A 22,274-nucleotide genomic window follows, 5' to 3' on the forward strand; every position below is an offset into this window, starting at 1 on the left:
ATCTCGAATGATGGTTGGATGTATAGGCAGAAGACCTTCCCCTGCGTGTCACTATCGTATAGGAAAAATCGCTGTGAGGTAAATAAGCACAATTTCAAGCATGCACACGATTCAAAAACCGCAGCAGCAAGCGATTTAAGCGGCTTTCCATACACAATTATTAATGGAGTATTGCGAGCTTAAGCGCCTTTCTGCAGCTGGTTTCTACCGACACGAAATAAATCGAGCGGCCTTTTGGCTTTTGCCGTATAAGAAAAAAACAGCAAGCGCGCAAGGATTCCCCCTGACACTTGCTGTTTTCGTTTTGCTCTATTGGTTAGAGCTATATAAGGAAGATGCGGACAGAAACAGCCCCTGCTCAATACCGTCAACTAAACAAGCTACAGCCCTCTATTCGTCTTGCGATAGTCGCCGGGCGTCATGCCAGTCAGTTTTTTGAACAGCCGAATGAACGAGAAAGGATGCTGGTATCCGACGCGTTCCGCAATTTTCTGTACCGTCTCATTGGTCGTCAACAGCTGCTGCTTGGCGTGACTGATGCGAATGCGGGCCAAATAGTCGGAATAATTCTCTCCAAATTCGTCTTTAAATAGCTGGCTGACGTATTTGATGCCGAAATGGTCGGATACCTGGTTCAGTGACAAGTTCGGGTCAGCATAATGCTGCTCCAAATACTCCTTCACCTGCATCACGATTTCCCCTCGCGAATTGCTGTGCAGATGCTGGCGGACAGCAAGAAATATGTCTCCAAGCAGTTCTTTCATCCCTTCCCGCAGTTCATCCAGCACCTCAAATTGCGTCAGCACCCGCTCTCCCGCGGCATTCCATTCCATTGTCCACCTCGTGCTGAACTTGTCCGGCAAATGCGCGAGATCCTTATAAATTTGAAACATCAAATATTGCATTAGACTTTTGATTTCATCCCGGTTCAGCACTCCGTCGGCGATCTCCGCAAACAAAGAATCGAACATGTCCGGCCAGCCTTCGTCCCCCGTCCTCACCGACTGCACGAGCAGCCGGACAATCCGTACCGGACGATACAAATCCGACTTCGGAAACAAACCGACCTTCTGCGAATGGATGACATTGTTGCGGCCCAGAACGGACTTGTACTTTAACATATCGAGTGCCATGTCGAACGACTCCGGCAGTTGATCGACCGTTACCGATTGCGTACCGACACCGATTGTAACAGAGAAATCGAGATTTTTACTGAGCCAGGAGTGGATTGCTTCACTGAGATCGACTCCATCGTCTGCGGCATGCTGGAGATTTGGCCCGCTTGGCGCTTGCAGCACGACGGCTAGCTGCGAAGGACCGATCCATTCCTGCCATACCCGCATCTCCCGTCCAGAGACGATCTCCTTGACAACGCTCGACAGTAGGAATTTCAGCAAGCTTTGATCTGTGGCCGTATATTTCGACTCGAACTCCCGGTACTGATCGATTTCCACAACCAGCACCTGCAGGCCCTCGAACGGCGAACGCAGCCCTACCGCCTTCGCCTCCGCTTCCCACAGCCGATTCTGGCCTCCTGCGGTTCCGTACAGCATATCGAAGAAGAGGTTTCTTCTCCGGTGCAGGAGTCCGTCTGTATGCTGCTTGCGATAGTCGTTCGTCTGCCGCACCAATTCTTCCAGCGCAGACTGAATGAAATGGAATTCATCAGTCTTTCCATTCAGCATCTCGCGCTGTCTTTCGGAATAATATTGGATCTTCCCGATAATCGTTTCTAACGGCTTGTAATTTCGGCGCGTTGAGTAGACAATCCACCCGATGCTCAAAATTACGATCAACAGCAGCATAGCGAACCAGGCATAAGATGCCACCGGTAAAATGACTGCCGACTGAGCAGCAAGGATTCCGCTTTCGTAGCTCCAGAGGTTATATTCGGAATGCAATTCGCTGAGCGGAATTCGGCCGCTGCTCTCTCCAGCCAGATTCGCGGCAATCAACTGACCTTTCGTATCGTGAATGGTATAGTAGCTTTCATTTCCTCCAAAAACGTTAGAAATAAAAGCTTCCAGCGAATCGGTGCGCATATTAATGACCATAAGGCCGTGCGTTCCGGTCAATAGCGGAACCTTGCGTACAAGGGAAACGACTTTCTCCGGCTGTGCCTGGTTAGGCAGGATCCGATAGGTACGGACACCCGACCAATAGTAATTCGCAAATGTTTCATCCAGCAGAGCATCGATAAAGTCCCTGTCCCCGAACTGTTCCTTTTTGAGCAGCATATCGTTGCTTAACACCGCGCTGTCACGCTTACGGTATAAATACATCGAATCGATCAGGTCCGTCTGACTGACGATGCGGTACATTTCTTTGGATACATTGTAAGCCACCAGACGTTCATCAGACGATAAGCCGGAATAAAAATATTCGTTCACAGAAGCAGATGTAAGGAACCCGACAACCTGTTGGTCCACAGCGGCCAACGCGCTGTCCAGGCTCTGATTAACATAGGTAAGGAATGCGCGGTTCGCCTTTTTCGCCTCGTGTCTGGAAAGCTGATTTAATTGAAAAAACGCCATAGCTACCAACAGGATGATCATGATGATGAAAGCCGGTAAAGAAGAGAGAAGCATACGGTAAAACCAATTCCGTTTCATTCGGAGAATCCACCCCTGTTATGATTCCTGATTTCTACTTGGGTAGCGTACCCAATCGCAAAGCAGGCTGTAAAGCAACATTTTTTCGCGGATACACATTTCTTCGGAATGTTTTTCTGCGGTCCCGGAGAACGAATCCGCGTGTGAGGGTGAACATGAAATTAGGGGAAAAATCGGATTCTTTGCAATTGCTAGCAAATAATAAACAAAACCGGAACAAGACACAAGGAGCCCAATACTTTTGGACGACAGTCCCATTTAGGGCCCCTTATATCCGTGTAGTTACATGCTTATGATCTGTTTGACGGCCTGTTGCTGCTGATCATTCAATTGCAGCTTCCCTGCCTTGGCATTGGATTCCAGCTGCTCGACATTGGATGACGAAACAATGATCGGCCCCATACCGGGCAATGTCAGCATATACGCTATAGCCAATTGACTTAATTCCATATTCCAGTCATGTGCAAGGGCAGCCAGCTGTGTAAGCTTTTTATGAATTAGCGGATTGTGAACCGCTTCAAGATCATTTTCATCATAAAGACGGTCCCCCGCTTTCAGCTTCTGACTGTCCAGATAGCGGTCGGACAGAAGCCCCTTGGCTATCGGACTCCAGGGAACGAAAGAAAAGCCGGAGGATACCGCCCTTTCCAGCACCCCTGCTTGATTACGCTCGCCAAATAAAATATCATACTGATTTTGCACCGCCGTAATGTGGCAACGAATAGAAAAATGCTTCGCTGCCGCCTGATAGGCTTTTATTTGATCCACTGTAAAATTGGAAACTGCAAAATAACGTATATAGCCCTGTCTCACCAAATCCTCGATAGCAGCCAGGCTTTCTTCTATTGGGGTCCATAGATCATAACCATGGAAATATAACAAATCAATATATTCGAGCTGCATTCTCTTGAGACTTGCGTGCACGGAATCCAGGATGTTTCCCCGGGAAAGGCCGCAATGATTCGGTGTTCTGCCGTCCATTCCTCCGAACAGCTTGGTCGCAATAATGACATTCCTTCTCTGGTCCTGATTGTTGCTCAGCCATTGTCCGATTATCCGCTCGGAGTTTCCAGAAGCAGCATTATAGCGATTCGCTGTATCCCAGAACGTTACCCCTAATTCGATAGCCCGATCAAAAATGGCGAAAGCAGCTTCGGGATTTACACGCGATCCGTCCCCTGTCTCCGGAAATCCGATTTTCCATGTTCCAAGTCCAATATTCGGCACCTTCAGACCACTCGCACCTAAGCTTCGATACGGCATACCGTTGAAATCACTAAGGTGAAAAGGAAGATGGTAGAGCTTCGGGTCAGGCTTTTGCCAGTCCATACTGCATCTCCTTTCAGTGTTGCATTTTGGAGCGGATGCTTTTCATTTTTCATCCATCTCATTCAGAGCGCCGGCTTCAAGAGAAAAGCAAAATGCTAAATGGTGTAACCGCTTACGAAAAAAGCGATTTTTTTGTTCGCCGGTCTTATTAACAATATTGCATAAGCTGGCCTTGCTGGCAACCTAATTTTTCGTGATTATCCTAAAAAAGGAATCTCTACTGCGAGAAGCAGCCTCGTCTTCAATGAACCGTCTCTTATAGGCTGCTTCCCATCTCTTTAAAGGCTAGGCGGCCAAAAACATGCGGTAGATGAAAATTGATTTCGCCAGTTGGCGACCACGCGGAATACTCATCTCCATGAACGGGATGACGGTCTATCCGGTATACATTCATTAACCATTCACTGCCCGCGGCTGGAAGACCGCCTGTAAAATGGTGAAACGGGAGTTCCCAAAGGCACACAAAGCGCTGTGATTCCCGTTCATTATTAAACACGGTTACCCAATCCTCAGCATGCCATTCCGTCCTAATTTGGATGTTTCCATCCAAGCTGTTTTGTATTTTCGCATCAAACTTGACATTCGCCGGGCTGAGCTCAAATTCCTTATAATGCTGCAAGCTCCCCGTTTCGCTGAGAAAAACCTCCACCACATCCTCCGAATAAATCGGATCGTCATGCTTGGTCATTGTAGACACAATGTGATCATCGTCCCCTTCAAAACGGAAAAACAAGCTGGGTCGCTGCTTGCTCCAGAAGCTCCTTACCTTTGTTGCTTGCCGGGGCCTGCTGCCGCTCACCGTCTCTACAAGATTGATTTCCGGAAGCCCCTCCCATATTTCAGCGGGAAGGTCCTGAAGCCGGATATCGTTGACTTCCCGCTGCATGCACGAGTAAACGGGCACTTGCCTCGTCATTATTAACCCCTCCTTGAGTCTGATGTTTACCGTCATTATCAAAGCATTTTCGAAGCTTGTTACATTTCGCTCAAATGAAGATAGGCCGCCTGTTAACTCGTAAGCTTCTCCCCAAGCTCGTCCAGCCGTTCAATCGTCGCGAACAATGTCGGATGCTGCTTCGCAGGCTCCCCTTTTTTGTTAAGCCAGATAGAAGCAATGCCGAGCGAGCCCGGGCCTACTACATCGTTTTTCCAGGAATCCCCGACAAACAATGTCGTTTCCGGTTGGGCAGCAAAAAAACTTAGAGCAGCTTCATATATACGCGGGTCCGGTTTTTCCCAGCCTATATCATCAGAGATGATAACGCCTCCCTGCGGGAAATACGATTCAATGCCGAGTGCCTTTAACTTGTCAAACTGCACCTCACGTGTACCATTCGTAACTATGCCCAGCTTATAGCTTCTTTGCAGCATATCAAGCAAGGGCGAAAGCTCGGGAGCCGCAATCATGAACCGGGTGCTGACTTCATGATAGAGCTCATTGAACCGGTGAGCCGCCGCTTCATCAACGTTCACCCCCCAATCGTTCAACGTGCGGATAAAACGGTTGTTGCGAAACTGCTGTATAGAAATCTCCTGCTGATGATATTTCTCTACATAATAAGCGGAATATTCCTGGTAGGTTTCAAATAACCGGTCAGCATTTAAGCTTTCCGTTATAGGAAATTGACGAAATGCTTCTTTCGTTCCCTGCTCCCAATAATCTTCAAAATAAAGCAGCGTATCATCCAGATCGAATAAAATTAGCTCAAACGATTTCGTCATGCTTTGAGTAACTCCCTCCTGGCTATTAGAGCTATAGAAGTGAAAAACTAGCATTTGTCAGTGTGTTCCTTCTATTGCTCGCAAGCCATTTTAAGCCGATTACATATATTTTAATGGCAGCCGCCTGCTTTTACCAGCATGTTCCCGGAAATCCCGGTTCGCTGCAGCTTGTAAAGGCAATGGCTAAAGGAGTAGTTTGGATGATTGGTTTATGTTATGACAATCCGTCCTCAATCCGCTGCTGAAGCCGGCTTGCCCGAGGCTTTTCGGGTCATTCTGCTGCTTGGAGCTTGACGCGGCCTGATATAGCATAAAAAGGTCATCAGCAAGCCAAGAGCCATGCAAAACAAGAACAGCAGCTTGATTTGCGCAGTCAGAGCCGGGTTAGGTGCAGCCGTCAGCTCTGTCCCCATGCCTCCCGCAAACCAAACAGCAAAGGCGATGCCGATTATCATTCCATAATACCGGATTAAAGCTATCATACTGCCGACCAGGCTGATTTTCTCTGCCGGTGCGGCGGACATGACTTCCGCATTGTTAATGGCCACGAACAACCCGATCCCGATGCCGGATACAGCCAGGAATAATATAATTCCGGTTAATTGAATCGTGCTGCCCAACACAATAAACAAGGTAGAAAGCGTAAACAGCAGCGAACCCGCTACGGCAGGCAAAAAAGCCCCATACTTATCGCGATACCAGCCGCTTGCCGGAGAAGCAATGCCTAAAAATACAGGTTGAATCGCAAGCACCAAGCCAAGCGTTTTCGTAGGGTAGCCAAGCACCTGCTGCATATAGAAAGTAAGCGGAAGCAGTGTAGCCATTTGCATAACATTGTTCAGAAGCGATACCGAATTGCCTACGGCAATCGCTTTAATCTTATATAGGTCGCTATCAACAATACGGTGGGGAATTTTTCGCTCATAAGCAAATAGAAGCAATAACAGTACCGCCCCTGAGCTGTACAGAGCAATCACTGCCGGTGTAAAGCCTTCTCTTTCTCCGGTTACCGCCCCGAATAAAAGCAATATCGTGCTTAAGGCGAGCAGCAAAGCGCCGATATAATCCAGCCGCTCGAATGCCCTTTTTTTATCATGGGGGAACCACTTCAAACCGCAATAAACGGCAGCAAGACCCAGAGGAACATTGATGTAAAACAGCCATGACCAGCTTACTGCCTCCATTAAAAGCCCGCCAACGGCTGGACCGGATAAGGTCCCTACGGAAATAACCACAGCATTCATGGACAATGCTTTGCCAATTTCGTGATTGGGAAACAGCTTCCTGACCATAGCCTGGCTGTTTGCCATAATCATAGCTGCTCCTACACCCTGCACAATTCTTGCAGCGACAATCGTCGCCAGGCTGCCGGATAACCCGATCAATAACGAGCCTAACGCGAACACAAAGAATCCGGCACTGTATACTTGGCTCCGATCGAGCCGGTCGCTCAGCTTGCCCAGCAGCGGCAGCAAGGCGACCATCGTCAGCAAATACGCCGTGACTACCCATTGAATTTGCGACAGAGAAACACCGAATTGCTCAGCCATAGTGGGTAACACGACATTAACGATTCCTACATCTAATGTAGACATGAATGTTCCCAAATTGACAATTTGAAACTTGGCCCAGCGATGGTTGATCAGCTCCACGGGTAAGGCACCACCCTCGTTGTTGGTCTGTTCCTGAATTTACTTGCTAAGTTTAACAAGGAAGGCGCTTGTTGGCCAAGCGCCTATTTACCTCTGCCGCAGCTCCAAGGAAGATTTCTTTGGGAACTGCCGCTTAACCATTATATCCATCATATTGCTTGAGCCTATATGTTTAGTGAAATGCTCATCCAATTATAACATCCATATGCCGGGATGTATCATAAATCAATTGGTACGGATCAGCCGCGTACGGACTCAGCTCAGCCGTTATCGTATCGCTGTAGCCTATTTCCGTAAGCGCACTCTTAACCGCCTGCCAGTTTACATCACCTGCTAATAACGGTACGAAGCCCTGCCCCGTCCCGACACCCGGCTTGAAATCCTTAACATGAACCTTGAAAATGCGGGAGCCGAGGATTCGGATCCACTGCTCAGGGAACGCGTAAAGGAGTACATTGCCCACATCAAAGTAGACGCCTATGTAAGGGCTGTTCAGCTCATCTACGTAACGCGCCATCTCCAATGGGGACAGCAGGAACTTGTTCCACACATTCTCAACGCCTATTTTTACTCCGTAATGCTCGGCTCGCTCCGCTAGCTTGACGAGCTCCTGCTGGCTCCTTTCGTAGCATTCGGCATAGTTTACCTCAGGTGTAACGACACCCGGAACGACGAGCACTGTGTCGACTTCCAGCCAATTGGCAAACTGCAGTTGTTTTTCCACAACCGCCCTGCCCGCCGCCCTGGTCTTCTCATCGGGTGAAGAAAGCGGCGATTTCCATAGCAATGAAGTGGATAGACTGCGCAGCTGCAAGCCATAGCTTGCCACTAACCGCCCGATTTCCTGCACTTCCTCCTTGCCCATATCTGCCGTAAGACCGATGCCGCCGGCTTCGTACAAGTTAAGCTCAATCGCGTCGAAGCCTGCTTTTCGGGTCACTTCCAGCACTGTTTCCAAGGAGGTATTAGCAGGAAAGCACCATTGATTAACTGATTTCAACATCTGCCTCTCCCCTTCCTCAAGAAATTTCTACACGGGAACGCGAAGCGGCAGATTCATTGGCTGCCAAAGTGACCGCAAGAGTTGCTACCGCTTCAGAGTAGCTGCCGAGCACAAGGCTCTGGTCATTAAGCCGTACCGCTTCAATGAAGGCCTGATCCTGCTTAAAGTAATATTGGTCTCTGCTCTTGATCGTAATATCTTGAGAATCGTCTACAATACGCAGGGCAGCCCCTTTCAGAGAGACGTAAAAGCCGTCCCCGAACAGCTCAACCTCACCCCTGCCAACATATTTAGAGACACTTGTGCTCGTAATATTGCCAATCGCTCCGGATTGCAGCTCAAAGGCAACTGTCCCGACATCATAAGCTGTCGCGTCAGGATCGATGGCCAGCATCGAGGATCTCAGCTCATGGATCGCCTGGACAGCCTTGAATTCCCCGGCCAGGTAACGAATCAAATCTAACTGATGAGTAGACTGCTCGACCAGCTGTCCGCCTGACAGCTCCAGCTTGCTCCACCAGGTTAGAGGAGGGGCGCTGCCAATTCGATAAGCAAGCACGAGATCGACCTGCTTGTCTTTAAGGTATTCTTTCGCCTGCTGTACAATGTCAAGATAGCGCAAGCAATAACCGGAAGAGTGAATCAGCCCTGACTCCAGAATGAGCTGCTCTTTGCGTTTTGCTTGCTCTAATTGCAGGCCGACCGGCTTTTCTACAAGCAAATGAATCCCCCTTGCAACAGCCGCTTCTTCCAGACCGTCGCGGGCAAACGGAGGGGTGCAAATAAAAACAGCGTCCACCTCGCCCGAATCCAGAAGCGCTTCCGCACTTTCATAAGACTTGGCGCCATACTGCTCCGAAGCTTGCTGCGCTCTTTGTGTATTGACATCAAAAATCGCGCTGATTTGTGCCTGCTCCACTTGGGCGAGCGCTTTCAAATGCAGCTCTGCTATCGTTCCCGCTCCGATAAAGCCTACTTTAACCGTCATTTATCGTTCGACTCCTTCTCGTGTTGGAATGCCTTTCACGATTAGAATAGTATAACGGCGAAACGATGTCGTTACCGGAAACGCCCAAAGATTTACACAAAACGCCGGGAGGATGCTCCCGGCGTAAAAGTTATGCTGTATTTAAGGCTTAAGCTAAACATCAGCGCTTGACTTCCATCAGAGATGCCGCCACTTCAACGGTTGAAATCCGGCGACAAAGGCGAGCGCTTCGCTTCTCCTGTCTCCCTCTTCCCCTCCACTTCTGCACAGCTATGATGGCAGGCACTCATTCCTGGTATGAGCCGTATTTCAATAATTTCGGCTAAATAAAGTTATCCCGCTGCATTTTCCGCCATTCGGAAGGTGAGATTCCTTCCTGCAGCTTAAACCATTGCGAGAAGGAATGAAGCCGGTGAAAACCGATCTGTTCGGCAATTTCCTGGATATCTTTATCCGATGAGCTAAGCAGCCACTTCGCTTCCGCCATCCGGCATTGATGCTGGTACTGCTTCGGGCTTAGCCCATATGTCCATTCAAATTGTCTGCGAAATGCAGATTCGGTCAATCCGGCCAAGCTGGCCAAATCCCCAATCTGTACTCCCTCTGCGAGATGCTCGCGGATATAATCAGCCGCCTTAGTAATCGTTAGCGCCTGATCCTCCGCAGAGGAATGCTCCAAAAAAAACAACAGCAAAACTTCAATCCAAGCAGTATAGCTGCGCTGCTGCTCTTTAAGCCGGGAGGAAAGGATGCGCAGCCATTCCCGAAATAATCTTTCAAACCGTTCTTTATCAAGTCGGGACAAGGCGATGCGGGCGGGCTTCCCGTCAGGCGTCAGGCTGCGAAGCAGCGGCAACAGCCGTTCCGGCACATTCTCCAGATGAATCAAGCCGAGCCGGTTTTTCCGGTAGCCTTCGAATCGATGCGGCGTCCAGGCAGGCATAATAACGACCTCCCCGCTTTCCAGAAGCCAGCGATGCTCCCCATGCTCAGCCAAAGCGCTCCCCTCAAGAACAATACTGATCTCCAGAGAAGGATGCTGGTGAAAGCCTTTATCGGACCAATCCTTGTCATGGGTGCCTATGAAACTGCGAATACGAAAATCGTTGGAAACTGAGCTCGTTTTGGTTTCCGTCACCACAAATCACTCCCATCATCCTCTCTCCAGTTTAGCAAAAAGAGAGGAGCAAGAGTAGATGAACAATGCTCCTTCTTCCTCAGTTTGATGACGTATATTTATTATCGAGTGCTCCTTCTGTAACATCGGAGACGGTCTCAATGGCGACAAAAGCTCCGCGGTCAATCTCATGCACAACAGATTTTAGCTTGGATAGTTCCAGACGGCTGACCACACAGTAGATCATCTTGATTTCCTCTTTGGAGAAGCCCCCTTCGGCGTAGATCATAGTGCTCGTCCGCCCAAGCCGGTCACTTATCGCTTGAGCGATCTCCTCGTACTTTCGCGATACAATCGTAACGGATTTGGTTTCATTCATTCCCTCTACTACGATATCCATTACTTTAGAAGCTATATAATACGTCACAATTGAATACATGGCCGCATCCCAGCCAAGAACGAAGCCGGCAATTGCAAAGATGAACACATTTATGATCAGAATGATTTGACCTACAGGAAACTTCGTTTTCTTGGAGATCAGGATCGCGACAATTTCCGAGCCATCCAAAGCTCCACCAAAACGAAGCACAAGACCGACACCAAGCCCTAATGTAATACCTCCGAACAGTACAGCTAACAACCTGTCGTCGGTAAAGGCGTGGGTGTGATGAAGCAGAACCGTGCAGACAGACATGACTGTAATTCCGTACAGGGTAAGGACGGCAAATATATTGCCGATCAGCTTGCGGCCTATTATCAGGAAGGGCAAATTGATGACAACCAAATAAACACCAAGAAAAACGGGGGTGATTTGAGATAGGACAATAGAAATTCCGGTAATTCCTCCATCGATAACCGTATTGGGTACCAGGAACAGCTCCAGTGCCACTGCCATTAATACCGCTCCTAGGGTTATAAAAATGAGGCGGAGAATCCACTGAGTCACGCTTAATGGTTTGTCTGATTGAATAGCTGCCATTGTAAAACCTCCGATTATTGCTCATGGGGTAAAACGAAAACCATCCTTGGCCGGGAAAGGGAAAGACGTCTAAGCGATAGCTTTAGACGTCTGCCAAAAATTAGTATTCCCTCATCCTTTAATCTTATGCTGTCTAATTTATTCAGAGTCGGAAGCATCCGCAGGAGCTTCCCGATTAGTCGTGCGCAGCGGAATTTCGCGTAAAAAGACAACCAGCAGCAGGGCGATTAGCAACGCCGCCGCTCCAGATAAAAAAACCGTTGTCAAAGAAGCGCTCAGAGCTTCGCGAAGGGTCTCCATCATTTGCGCAAAGATCTCTTGAACATTGGCAGGCAGAGATGCCTGAATTTCCTCAATCGCCGGTTGATTGAGCAGCAGCTCCGGATTGTGCAGATCGTCAAGCTGCGAAGCAAGCTCGGGATTCATCTGGGACAAATCATAGCCCCCGGCTTGTGCAGTTGCTGTCTCCAAATTTTTGACAAGCGAGCTGGACATAACTGTTCCCATAATGGCAATCCCGATCGTGCCGCCAAGATTACGAAACAATTGCGATGAAGCGGTAGCTACACCCAGCTCAGACGGACGGACTGCGTTTTGCACAGTCAAACTGAAGACCGGCATCCCGAGCCCTAAGCCTAGACCGAATACGATCATGCTGAATACAGCAATCGTTAAATTCGACATGAAAGCCATCATAACCATGCCCGCACACATAATGAAGATACCGGATAAAGCAAATTTTTTGTATTTCCCGGTTTTTGTAATCCAGCGGCCTGTAATAGAACTCAATACGACCATAGCAATCGACATCGGCATAGTAATGTAGCCTGAATACGTTGGCGAAACACCTTGGACCCCTTGAACGAAGAAAGGAATGTAAATAAGTGCTCCGAGCATCCCCGCATTCATCAGAAAGCCTGACAAATTAGAAATTGTAACAATATCATTACGGAATAAGTGAAGCGGGAGCACCGGGCTTTTCGCCTTGGCTTCTACCAGAACAAAGATGAAGGCGGAAACGGCCGCGGCCGCAAATAAGCCGATGATCATCGGTGATCCCCAAGAATAGGTTACATCCCCCATCGTTTTGCCTACAAGTGTAAAGCCCAGCAGGAGAGTTACAATCGCTACAGTAAGAAACAAGGATCCCCAGTAATCAATCGTTTCGGAAGGCCGTCGTTCTGTCTTAGGAAAAAGTGCCAAAATCATAAAGAATGCTACAATCCCGAGAGGCAGAAAAATCCAGAACACCCATTCCCAATCCATGTGGTCGACGATCCAGCCGCCAAGCGCAGGGCCGATTACGCTGGAAAATCCGAATACCGCCATCATGACTCCAGTCCATTTCCCTCTCTCCCTTGGAGAAAACAGATCACCCACAGCCGTAAAGGCAGAGGCCATGATTATACCCGCGCCGAGACCTTGAATCCCTCTGTAAACAATTAATTGAATAATATTTTGTGAAAATCCGGTTAAAAAAGCGCCAATAATAAACAGCACAATCCCTGACAGGATAAAAGGCTTGCGCCCGTATATATCAGAAAGCTTGCCCACTAGTACGGTAGAGATCGTAGAGGTCAGCATATAGATAGTGATGACCCACGTGTAATAATCCATCCCGCCCAGAATCGCAATAATTCTTGGCATAGCCGTACTGACAATGGTTTGGTTGATCGCCGAGAAAAACATTGCAGAAATGATCGCTATCATAATAGTTAATTTTCTTTTATGTGATAAATGTTCCAACGCGCATTACCCCAATCTTTTAAAAAATCTGCGAGTGATAGGGCATCCATTTCCTACAGCATTTTGCACAATCCCCTTTATGGTAAAATGCTCTATATAAATTGGATGTATGCTATCCACACCTTGTTTGCTATATAATTTTAATAAAATAATATTTTATTTATTAAATTAAAACGACAGTTACCACTATACGCCTGCTGATTTGATTTTGTCAAGAATGGATCGCAGAAGCGTTGGCAAAGACGAAATGCATGCTTTTTAGCACAAAAAAAGAGGCGGTCAGATATCCGTTTTAACGGATCTAACCAGCCCCCAGGCTTTATTTTGCAGGCAGCAGATAAAGCTTAACGCAATCGCCGCTCCATAAGATTAATGCCGATTCCCATAAACATCACGCTCATCAGCGCAAGCACTCCTAGCGGCTTGAGCAGCTCCGTCCAGCCATATTGATAAAGGGTTATTCCCTTCAGGGCTTCCATGCCATACGTCAGCGGAATGAACTTGCTTGTAGCCGTGACAATAGAATTGCTAACCAGCTCAATCGGCCAATAGGCGCCGCCTAGCATAGCCATACTGACAGCGACCAATGGAATAATGGCAGAATACTGCTGGGATGTCTTGATCAAGGACACCAACATGATACAAAGCGCAACAATCGACAGTACATAAATGACAGAGGTCAATATAATCATGCCGTACTGTTCACCCAGATCAAATCCGAATATATAATGAAACACAACAAACATTAAACCTATGTGGGCACAGCCTACTAAAAAGCTGTAAACCAAATGACCGAGATACATTTCGGTTTTTGATGTGGGAGACAAAATAATCCGGTCCCAGATTCCCGACTGCTTTTCTTCCATAATGGCGATGACGGAATAGGCTATGGAATAAATGACAAAAAACAAAGTGAAGCCGAATAAAAATTGCAGCTGCTCATTGTAGCGGAAGTTGACCTCGGATTCGATGGATTGAATCGTGGTGCCAAGCGCCGGATTCAACAGCTTCTGTTCCACCTCCGAACGAAAAGCCTGCGGATCCTCCGCGTTCAACGCAGCTTGACGAATACGCAGCTCTTCCAAAAATTGTGAGTGGATATGCTGTTCTACTAGATTGACATTCGGGTTATCCGCAGCAGCTATAATTCGATAATCCTCATCAAACAGCCTTACGGCCAATTCAGCCTGCCCCTCCCGGACCATCGTCAGCGCATCCTCTTCTTCCCTTACTCTAAAAGCATACACCTCAGAATCATTTAATCGCTCCAGCCACAGCTCGCTATTTGCTTTGTCCATGGAGGAGTCCAGGATGACAGGGAGCTCAAGTTTGCTGCTGGATTGGCCTCCGAGAATCAGGGTAAACATGAAGGTCATAAACAGCATCGCGAGAAACCAGATTGGAGCCCGCCTAAGTTTTGTCCATTGGGTTAACATTATCGTTATCATACTAAGCCCTCCTCCTTTTCGGAAAGATAAGGACGGCTAGAGCAAGCAGCACCGCCGATAAAACAATCATATTTATCAGAATTCCCGCTAACTGACTAATATCCGCTCCCTGCATCCATTGAAAAAACACCGACATATACAAGCCGTTAGGCGTCCATAGAGAAAGCTTGTTAATCCAGTCAGGAAGCATGGATTTTGGGGCAAAGCTTCCACCGATGAAAGCAAGCAGACTGACAAGGGCCATCCCAAAAAATTGACTGAATGATTGGCTGTCTAACAGAAAGTTGACGGAGGTTAACAGCGAACCTAAAGCTGCGATTACCAGGGAGAAGACAAGAGCAAAAAAAGCAATGCCTGCCCAAAATACAGCGTCTTTCCCGGAAAACACCCCGAATACGAGTTGGCTGAAAACAAATAGCACCATGATCTGCGTCCAGGTAATCATCACGCCTGAAGCCATCTTGCCTGCCAGGTATTTGCCTGTCTGGGCTCCTGAAATGATAATCCGTTCAAAAATGTGCTGTCTTTTCTCCAAGTAAGCTTTACCGGCTATAGAAGAAGCTACAAACAAGACAAACATGGCCGATATAGCTATCGTGTAATACTGAAAGGAAGAAACCGGATCCAGCCGTTCCAGAGACTCTTTCCCTCCAATCGGCGGGAGCTCGCTGCCCGTATTAACTCTCTCCGCTGCCGAGGGCTGTGGCTGGTCCCGCAAATCGGCTGATTCTGCGGCATAAATAGCCGCCTCCAGGTTGTATCGGGCAATAAACGTAGCAATAAGCTCGGTAAAAATCCGCGCCCTTAAAGTAGGCTCTTCGCGAATTTGAATTTGCAGCAGCGGCACTTCTCCCGCCCCACTCCAGTTGCGGCTTAGGTAATGGTAGGTAAAATCAGCGGGAATATGGAGCACCGCTTCGATCTCTTCATTATAGAGAGCTTCATAAGCAGCTTCCCTGTTCATTTCCATGCTCTCGACCAGTTCCAGCACTTCTTCTTGCTGAAGCATCTGGTCCAAGACAGCCAGCGGGTGAGTCTCCGCAAACTGCTCCTTCCTCTCGTTAACAGCTTGCTCATTTACGGCAGGCATCCCGCTCTCAGTCGCCAAATCCCGCTGGAATTGCTCCCAGCCCTGATCCAACGAGTCGTCATTAACGATAGCCACCTTCATGTGCAGATGTTCATTTTCATTCTCCATCATAGAAGACAGGGAGAAGCCGAGAATAGCGATGAGGATGAACGGCATGAGCAGCAAAAGCAGCAATTCATTTCGATCCCGCCAAATTAAGAGCAGGTCTTTTTTGAGAAAAGCACCCATTCATTCCCCTCCTAGTCCCTTAATTTCCGGCCGGTCAAATGCAAAAATACGTCCTCCAGGGTTGGATTCTGCACATGAAAATGAACGACATCCACCTGATGGCTTTCCGCGGTATGCAGGATGTCATGCAGCAGCCGGGACTGCTTGGGCACAATCAGCTTGAGCCCTTTCTCGGTCTCCACGACTTGTCTTACATTGGTCATCTCTCTAAGCTCAGCGGCAAATGCGGAATTAGGACGGTCCATCTCCAAAATGAGCGTATCATCGCCGGATAAAATAGCCTTCAGCTCTTCCTTGGTGCCGGAGGCAACAATTTTGCCATGATCCATAATGTACAAGCGGTCGCAAAGCTGCTCCACTTCTTCCATGTAATGACTGGTGTACAGCACACTGATCCCTTTTTCACGGTTAAGCATCCGCACCGATTCAAGAATATGATTTCTGGACTGAGGATCAATGCCGACGGTCGGTTCATCCATGATCAATATTTTTGGATTATGGAGCAGGGCTGCAGCAATATTGATTCGTCTCTTCATCCCTCCGGAATAAGTGCTAATCAGATCGTTTTTACGATCATCGAGCCCCATAATCCCCAGGTTATGAGCAATACGCTCTTCCAGCTCACGGCCTTTCAGCTTATAAATCCTGCCAAAAAACTGCAGGTTCTCATAAGCGCTTAATTCTTCATAGAGCGCAATATCCTGCGGGACTACGCCCAGCACTTTCCGCAATTCGGATAAATTGTCTTGAATCGACTTGCCAAATAACCTCACTGTACCGGAGGTCGGCTTTGTCAACGAAGAGATCAGAGAAATCAGTGTGGACTTGCCGGCTCCGTTGGGACCAAGCAAGCCTACAGACTCCCCCTCCAGCAAATGGATACTGACGCGATCTACGGCCAAATGTTTTTTGAATTGCTTAGTCAAATCTACCGTTTCGAGCATGGTCTCCCTCCTTAAGTTCTGTATCGTCTATTATGGAAAGTATACATAAAGAAAAGACAGTGCTCCCACTGCCTTGCGTCCTGAGTTTTATATGCTGAAATGACTTAAGTCATAACTTGAAGGTGACCCGCAGACACCCATAGACTCCTGCGGCTTATACAATTCCATGATGGATAGCGTAAATAGCTAACTGCGTCCGATCTCTTAGCTGAAGCTTATCAAGAATGGTCGTCATATGGTTCTTTATCGTTCCCAAAGACAAGCAAAGTTCATCTGCAATTTCCTGATTGCTCTTGCCCTTGCCTACTTCACGGATGATGTCGAGTTCTCTGGAAGTTAACGAGGGATCCGCACGCCCCGGCTTTTTGTCCGCATGTTTTAGAAGCCGCGGGACTATCTTGGCGGCTACCTGTTCTTCCAGCGACAGCCCGCCTGACATGCAGCTGCGGATCGAGCGGATTAACAGCTCCGCATCGGCATCCTTTAACATGTAGCCGCTCGCTCCCCGTTTCAGAGCTTCAAGCGCATAATCATCATCGTTGAAGGTAGTGAGAATCAGCACCTTTATGTTAGGCCATCTTTCGCATATCTTCGCGGTAGCCTCCAGTCCATCCATTCCCGGCATACGGATATCCATCAGCACAAGATCGAATAAATGGGTCTCACAAAGCTGGATTGCCTCCAGTCCGTCCCCTGCTTCACCGGTTACCTTCATTTCGGGGTCGGTTTCAATCATCATTTTCAGCCCCTGCCGCACCAGCTTCTGGTCCTCGGCCAGCAATATTCGGATCATCTTCTTTCCCCCTCTCTTCTACAGGAAAGCTGGCTCTTAATATAAATTGGCGCCCGGTTAAGGTATATTCCAGCGTACCGCCGATATGCTCCAGCCGCTCTCCCATTACTTTCAGACCAAATCCGGGCTCATATGCTCCTGAGCTTGCGACCGGGTTGATTACTTCACAGCGAAAAAGCTTGCCTCCGAGCACCTCGAATATGATCTCAATAGTGCCCCTCTGCCCGTGCCGCATTGCATTCGTTAGCGCTTCCTGCAAGGTACGATAAATGACAATGGATTGCTCATTACTTAGTGCGAGGGACAAGACGCCCTGGCGGACTGTAAAATGCGTCTGCAGCAAATAATCATTCTCCCATTTGCGTATCAGCTGCAAAATTGCCTGCATGCCTGTTACTTCCTTGTCATTTAACGCCATAACCGCTGCCCTGGTTTCTTTCAAGCTTTCCTGCGCGAGCTTTTTTAATTCCTCTGCCTGTTTCGCAACCGGTTCATTGGCAGCCTGCTGCAGGCGAAATACCTCTAATTGCATCAGCAGTGCGGTCAGCTTGTGGCCTACCGAATCGTGCATATCCCGCGCGATCCGGGTCCGCTCCTGATGGCGGGCGGCCTCTTCCCCCTGCGCGCGCAGCCGTTTAAGCTCTCTATATTCACTAAGCTGCATATCCATGCTTTCCTTGGCCTGCCTCAACTGCATGTCCCGCTGCCGGTAAGCCAGCGCTGCTGCGCCGAAGGTAAAACCGGTAAGCAGCAGAAAAAAGGGAGTGTACCGAATATCGCGATAGGACAAAACTGCTATAACAGTTACCAAAGCAGCAATACCGATAATTGCAGCCGAACGAACCGGCAGCTGATGAAAAGCATATCCAACTACAAATAAGGAAACGAGAAGTAAATACCCGTAACCTTGCTCTGTAAACGGAACCCAATTGCCGGCGGCAGCTAGGGCGAGCAGGCAGCCAGCAAGCAGCAGCCCGAATAAAAAAGGGCGGGCCGATGTAAGTGAGGTCAAGAAATAGCATGTAAAAAAAGCCGAGCAGCACCAATACAGGAGCGGAAAGTTATACGCCCCTCCCTCAATGGCAGCTGCTGTCCACATAGCTGCCAACACCAGCAGCCAAAACCAAAAAGACCGATAGATCATACACCGTTTGTTCCCTTCTCAACTGATGTACTAATCATATCAAACCCTTCACGGCGTTGCCATAAATACGTGCGCTAACATAGATCGACCCGGGAAGTGCGATTTTTCTAGAGCTTCCGGCCGCGGGCCAGTTGTCGTACAGGATTACAAAGAGTATACTTTTGCTTAAAGGAGATGGATATATCAAATGAGCAAACAACTATACAATTTTGATCAGCAGCATAATCGCAGGGGAACCAACTCCTACAAATGGGATCAATCGGAAAAGCTGTTCGGGGATAAGGACATTTTGCCATTGTGGGTTGCAGACATGGATTTTCAATGCCCACCGGCCGTTGTCGAGGCAATCACCAAAAGAGCAGCCGAAGGTATATATGGCTATACCGTTAAGAATGAAAGCTACACAGAGGCCATAACCGGGTGGTTTAAGCGTAGACACGGCTGGGAAATTCAGCCGGAATGGCTGACCGACTGCCCTGGCATCGTTCCTGCTCTCAGCATCGCTGTGGACCAGTTTAGTAAGCCGGGAAGTCCGGTTATTCTCCAGTCCCCGGTGTATTATCCCTTTTATGATGTCATTCGAATGAATGGCCGTGAAATCGCCGATAATCCGCTAATATTACAGGATTCTTACTACACGATCGATTACGGGCATTTGGAAGAACAAATGCAGGCCGGAGCCAAGCTCATGCTCTTATGCAGCCCCCACAACCCTGGTGGCAGGGTATGGAAACGTGAAGAGCTCATCCGCATAGGGGAGCTGTGCCAGAAATACGACGTTACAGTCGTATCTGACGAAATCCATTGCGATATCGTTCATAAAGGCCACAAGCATATCCCGTTTGCATCGATTTCGGAAGAATTTGCACAGATCTCCTTGACCTGTGTTGCACCAACCAAAACCTTCAATATCCCGGGGATTCCGATATCCTTTATCGTCACTCCAAATCCTAAGCTGAAAAGAAGCTTTGACCATAAATTAAAGACACTTTCTATCCATATGGTGAATTTCTTTGCCCCGGCCATTGTTGAAGCCTGCTATAACGAGAGTGAGGAATGGCTCGAGCAAATGATCAGCTACGTCGCCGCAAATGCTGACTATGCCATCAAGTTTATCGAAGAGCGCCTTCCGCAGCTATCTGCGATGCGGCCTGAGGGCAGCTATTTGCTGTGGGTCGACTGCCGCAAGCTGAACCTGGATACGGCCGGCATCAAAGATTTAATGCATAATCGCGCCAAGGTCGCTTTCAACGAGGGCTCTACTTTTGGATCGGCGACGGGACAAGGCTTTGTCCGGATCAACCTCGCTTGTCCACGGACGACACTGCAAGAAGCGTTGGAGCGATTCGCACGGGCAATCCATTCATAATTACCTTCTAATAGGTTTTTGTACGAATGAAAGACTTAGCGTTAGCGGATCAGGTTATACTGGTTGAAAAGATAACTGGATCAGAGGGGCGGTCTCGGCAGAAACGCTGCCCCTATCCTTATTTATCTTGCTGCATATTGGACAGTCGGACCAAACAAACAAAGCTGCCCATTGCTGTTGTATCGTTAGCAGCATGCTTCCGGCCTGAACAATACGTTAGAAAAAGGCGGTCATCTTACGAGGAGAGGATAACGGTTCTATGCTGGAGAGATTCAAACTTTTTTTTCTCAATAACAAATTTGTCATTTTTATGCTTGTCCTGCTGCTAATCGGATTAAATATATTTGTTTTTAACAAAATATCGTTCATTTTTAACCCGTTGACCGTGTTAATAAGAACCGTACTGCTGCCTATCATTTTAGCAGGAGTTTTCTATTATCTGTTAAATCCTTTGGTGAATCTGCTTGAGCGTTACATAAAGAGAGGCTATGCGATCCTCATCCTCTACTTGCTCATGATCGGACTACTGAGCTTGCTAATCGTAACCGTGATCCCGCTTGTCCGTCAGCAAATCACTGGTCTTATCAATAATTTTCCTACCTATAGCGAGCAGCTGGTGTGGCAGTTTGAACAGTTCGTAGGCAGCCAGTTTGTTCATCAGCTCCAGCAGTCGATTAACTTGAGTCCCTCCGACATTGTCAGCAGCCTTTCTGAGCAAGCCACTACAATACTGAACAATGCCTGGTCAGGAATTGGCGGCTTTCTCGGAGTCGTGACGGAAATTATACTGGCTATTGTCACGCTTCCCTTCATTCTCTTTTATCTGCTTAAAGACGGAAAAAAGCTGCCCTCTTACTTCCTGAAATTCATGCCTGTTAACCTGCGCGGCCAGCTCTATACCGTTATGACAGAGATGAATCATCAAATCAGCTCGTATATAAGAGGACAAATTATTGTCAGCTTCTGTATAGGCTTTCTCCTCTTTATCGGCTATCAGATAATCGGGTTGGAATATTCTCTTGTACTGGCTTCGATTGCCGCTTTTACGGCAGTTGTGCCCTACCTGGGTCCGGCCATTGCCATTACTCCCGCGCTTATCGTAGCGCTGGTAACTTCACCAATTATGCTTATCAAAATGATCGTGGTTTGGACCATTGTCCAGCTGGTGGAGGGAAAATTTATCTCTCCGCAAATCATGGGCAAAACCTTGCAGGTACACCCTATTACTATCATCTTTGTTATTTTGACGGCCGGAAATCTATTCGGTGTTGCTGGAGTTCTGATGGCTGTCCCTGGCTATGCTGTGTTGAAGGTAGTAGTTTCCCATCTCTTCCGCTGGTTTAAGGTACGCTCGAAGCTGTACGAGGAGGAACAGATCAAAGAGTCGCCGCAAACTTGATTATGACGCAGAACAAGTGCAATAGCCTATAGTATCTGCGAACCTTAATCGTTTCGCTTAACGGCCTTCGCTCTTTCCATAATCTCTTTTACAATTGAATCTTTTGCATCTGCATAATCTTGTACGTGACGCCATTGATGTCGTGCCAGGCTTCGCTTCACTTGGGCATACGCGTCCCGATCGGATTCGTTCGTTCTCAGCCAATTGCGGAAAAGCAGCATTCGGTCGATTTCAGACGCCCCTTGGCTAAATACATGAAGATTAATAGCCGTATCGGGACCTTTGAATAAACGGTGTTCGAACCAATCGGGTTCCCGTATGCGCAGCGTGTACCCTTCTTTCTCCAAGTCAGATACGTAGGCCGTTTCGTCAGCAGAATTCTCTACTACCAGCAACATATCGATGATTGGTTTAGCACATAATCCCGGCACCGAAGTAGAGCCAACATGCTCCAATTGCAGGACCTTGCTTCCAAGTATTGAACGAATTCGTTCGGCCTCTCGCTTAAAAAGCTTAGGCCAGAGCGGGTCATAATCCAGGAGAGTAATGGATGTGTTGTGAGGCTTCAGTTCACCAACTGTTGATTTCTGAAGCCTTTCCTCACTGGTAGATGCCATAATGGAATGATCATGATTCGCTGTCAAATACTCCACCCTCTTTCTTTCAGATATGATATGAAATTGCCGAGCTCTTTAACATACCACAAGTACG

The 22,274-nt window shown here is 48.0% G+C and carries 18 protein-coding genes; 2 read left to right on the forward strand and 16 right to left on the reverse strand.

Translation table 11 applies throughout. The features are described 5' to 3' along the window. Positions 1–380: 380 nt before the first annotated feature. From PSHG_RS01870 to PSHG_RS29130, 15 genes are all read right to left on the reverse strand, one after another. Complete coding sequence (locus PSHG_RS01870) at positions 381–2,612, reverse strand: helix-turn-helix domain-containing protein (RefSeq protein WP_010268614.1); 2,232 nt, start codon at positions 2,610–2,612, stop codon at positions 381–383. Positions 2,613–2,894: 282 nt separating this feature from the next. Next, positions 2,895–3,941 carry an aldo/keto reductase gene (locus tag PSHG_RS01875; protein ID WP_010268616.1) on the reverse strand — a complete coding sequence of 349 codons (1,047 nt, stop codon included), beginning with the start codon at positions 3,939–3,941 and terminating at the stop codon, positions 2,895–2,897. Positions 3,942–4,197: 256 nt separating this feature from the next. Beyond that, complete coding sequence (locus tag PSHG_RS01880) at positions 4,198–4,857, reverse strand: carbohydrate-binding family 9-like protein (protein ID WP_010268618.1); 660 nt, start codon at positions 4,855–4,857, stop codon at positions 4,198–4,200. A 92-nt stretch (positions 4,858–4,949) separates the two neighbouring features. Beyond that, a complete protein-coding gene (locus PSHG_RS01885; protein WP_010268619.1) occupies positions 4,950–5,663 on the reverse strand; it encodes an HAD family hydrolase in 714 nt (237 codons plus the stop codon). Positions 5,664–5,893: 230 nt separating this feature from the next. Continuing rightward, positions 5,894–7,315, reverse strand: a complete 1,422-nt coding sequence (locus tag PSHG_RS26365; protein WP_010268621.1) for an MFS transporter — start codon at positions 7,313–7,315, stop codon at positions 5,894–5,896. Positions 7,316–7,499: 184 nt separating this feature from the next. Next, positions 7,500–8,318 (reverse strand): sugar phosphate isomerase/epimerase family protein, encoded by an 819-nt coding sequence (locus tag PSHG_RS01895; protein ID WP_010268623.1) that lies wholly within the window; start codon positions 8,316–8,318, stop codon positions 7,500–7,502. Positions 8,319–8,334: 16 nt separating this feature from the next. Further along, positions 8,335–9,306 carry a Gfo/Idh/MocA family protein gene (locus PSHG_RS01900; RefSeq protein ID WP_010268625.1) on the reverse strand — a complete coding sequence of 324 codons (972 nt, stop codon included), beginning with the start codon at positions 9,304–9,306 and terminating at the stop codon, positions 8,335–8,337. Positions 9,307–9,628: 322 nt separating this feature from the next. Continuing rightward, positions 9,629–10,444: a helix-turn-helix domain-containing protein gene (locus tag PSHG_RS01905; protein WP_010268628.1), complete on the reverse strand. Its 816-nt coding sequence runs from the start codon at positions 10,442–10,444 to the stop codon at positions 9,629–9,631. A gap of 79 nt (positions 10,445–10,523) precedes the next feature. Next, positions 10,524–11,402, reverse strand: a complete 879-nt coding sequence (locus PSHG_RS01910) for a YitT family protein (protein WP_026021136.1) — start codon at positions 11,400–11,402, stop codon at positions 10,524–10,526. A gap of 138 nt (positions 11,403–11,540) precedes the next feature. Further along, complete coding sequence (locus tag PSHG_RS26370) at positions 11,541–13,148, reverse strand: MDR family MFS transporter (protein ID WP_042121060.1); 1,608 nt, start codon at positions 13,146–13,148, stop codon at positions 11,541–11,543. A 344-nt stretch (positions 13,149–13,492) separates the two neighbouring features. Beyond that, a complete protein-coding gene (locus tag PSHG_RS01920) occupies positions 13,493–14,596 on the reverse strand; it encodes an ABC transporter permease (protein WP_010268636.1) in 1,104 nt (367 codons plus the stop codon). A gap of 1 nt (position 14,597) precedes the next feature. After that, positions 14,598–15,914 carry an ABC transporter permease gene (locus PSHG_RS01925; RefSeq protein ID WP_010268639.1) on the reverse strand — a complete coding sequence of 439 codons (1,317 nt, stop codon included), beginning with the start codon at positions 15,912–15,914 and terminating at the stop codon, positions 14,598–14,600. Between the two features lie 11 nt (positions 15,915–15,925). Further along, on the reverse strand, positions 15,926–16,858 hold the full coding sequence (locus PSHG_RS01930; RefSeq protein WP_010268641.1) for an ABC transporter ATP-binding protein: 933 nt from the start codon (positions 16,856–16,858) through the stop codon (positions 15,926–15,928). Between the two features lie 154 nt (positions 16,859–17,012). Next, positions 17,013–17,651 carry a response regulator transcription factor gene (locus PSHG_RS01935; protein ID WP_010268642.1) on the reverse strand — a complete coding sequence of 213 codons (639 nt, stop codon included), beginning with the start codon at positions 17,649–17,651 and terminating at the stop codon, positions 17,013–17,015. Continuing rightward, positions 17,587–18,795 (reverse strand): sensor histidine kinase, encoded by a 1,209-nt coding sequence (locus tag PSHG_RS29130; RefSeq protein ID WP_010268644.1) that lies wholly within the window; start codon positions 18,793–18,795, stop codon positions 17,587–17,589. The genes PSHG_RS01935 and PSHG_RS29130 overlap by 65 nt, the downstream gene beginning before the upstream one ends. Before the next feature lie 187 nt (positions 18,796–18,982). Between PSHG_RS29130 and PSHG_RS01945 the strand changes: the two genes are divergently transcribed. Then, a complete protein-coding gene (locus PSHG_RS01945) occupies positions 18,983–20,164 on the forward strand; it encodes a MalY/PatB family protein (RefSeq protein WP_010268646.1) in 1,182 nt (393 codons plus the stop codon). A 259-nt stretch (positions 20,165–20,423) separates the two neighbouring features. Further along, positions 20,424–21,563 carry an AI-2E family transporter gene (locus PSHG_RS01950; RefSeq protein ID WP_010268650.1) on the forward strand — a complete coding sequence of 380 codons (1,140 nt, stop codon included), beginning with the start codon at positions 20,424–20,426 and terminating at the stop codon, positions 21,561–21,563. Positions 21,564–21,607: 44 nt separating this feature from the next. On the opposite strand, the gene PSHG_RS01955 is transcribed toward PSHG_RS01950, so the two are convergent. Beyond that, positions 21,608–22,180, reverse strand: coding sequence for a GrpB family protein (locus tag PSHG_RS01955; RefSeq protein WP_026021137.1), 573 nt, complete (start codon positions 22,178–22,180; stop codon positions 21,608–21,610). Positions 22,181–22,274: the final 94 nt, after the last annotated feature.

Origin of the sequence: Paenibacillus senegalensis JC66, from assembly GCF_000285515.1 — a bacterium.
GTDB classification, from domain to species: Bacteria; Bacillota; Bacilli; order Paenibacillales; family NBRC-103111; genus Paenibacillus_L; species Paenibacillus_L senegalensis.

Excerpts from the sequence above, each read along its gene's own strand:
- PSHG_RS01870 (WP_010268614.1), bottom strand. The coding sequence starts at position 2,612 with ATGAAACGGAATTGGTTTTACCGTATGCTTCTCTCTTCTTTACCGGCT.
- PSHG_RS01875 (WP_010268616.1), bottom strand. The coding sequence starts at position 3,941 with ATGGACTGGCAAAAGCCTGACCCGAAGCTCTACCATCTTCCTTTTCAC.
- PSHG_RS01880 (WP_010268618.1), bottom strand. The coding sequence starts at position 4,857 with ATGACGAGGCAAGTGCCCGTTTACTCGTGCATGCAGCGGGAAGTCAAC.
- PSHG_RS01885 (WP_010268619.1), bottom strand. The coding sequence starts at position 5,663 with ATGACGAAATCGTTTGAGCTAATTTTATTCGATCTGGATGATACGCTG.
- PSHG_RS01895 (WP_010268623.1), bottom strand. The coding sequence starts at position 8,318 with ATGTTGAAATCAGTTAATCAATGGTGCTTTCCTGCTAATACCTCCTTG.
- PSHG_RS01900 (WP_010268625.1), bottom strand. The coding sequence starts at position 9,306 with ATGACGGTTAAAGTAGGCTTTATCGGAGCGGGAACGATAGCAGAGCTG.
- PSHG_RS01910 (WP_026021136.1), bottom strand. The coding sequence starts at position 11,402 with ATGGCAGCTATTCAATCAGACAAACCATTAAGCGTGACTCAGTGGATT.
- PSHG_RS01920 (WP_010268636.1), bottom strand. The coding sequence starts at position 14,596 with ATGATAACGATAATGTTAACCCAATGGACAAAACTTAGGCGGGCTCCA.
- PSHG_RS01925 (WP_010268639.1), bottom strand. The coding sequence starts at position 15,914 with ATGGGTGCTTTTCTCAAAAAAGACCTGCTCTTAATTTGGCGGGATCGA.
- PSHG_RS01930 (WP_010268641.1), bottom strand. The coding sequence starts at position 16,858 with ATGCTCGAAACGGTAGATTTGACTAAGCAATTCAAAAAACATTTGGCC.
- PSHG_RS01935 (WP_010268642.1), bottom strand. The coding sequence starts at position 17,651 with ATGATCCGAATATTGCTGGCCGAGGACCAGAAGCTGGTGCGGCAGGGG.
- PSHG_RS29130 (WP_010268644.1), bottom strand. The coding sequence starts at position 18,795 with ATGATCTATCGGTCTTTTTGGTTTTGGCTGCTGGTGTTGGCAGCTATG.
- PSHG_RS01945 (WP_010268646.1), top strand. The coding sequence starts at position 18,983 with ATGAGCAAACAACTATACAATTTTGATCAGCAGCATAATCGCAGGGGA.
- PSHG_RS01950 (WP_010268650.1), top strand. The coding sequence starts at position 20,424 with ATGCTGGAGAGATTCAAACTTTTTTTTCTCAATAACAAATTTGTCATT.
- PSHG_RS01955 (WP_026021137.1), bottom strand. The coding sequence starts at position 22,180 with ATGGCATCTACCAGTGAGGAAAGGCTTCAGAAATCAACAGTTGGTGAA.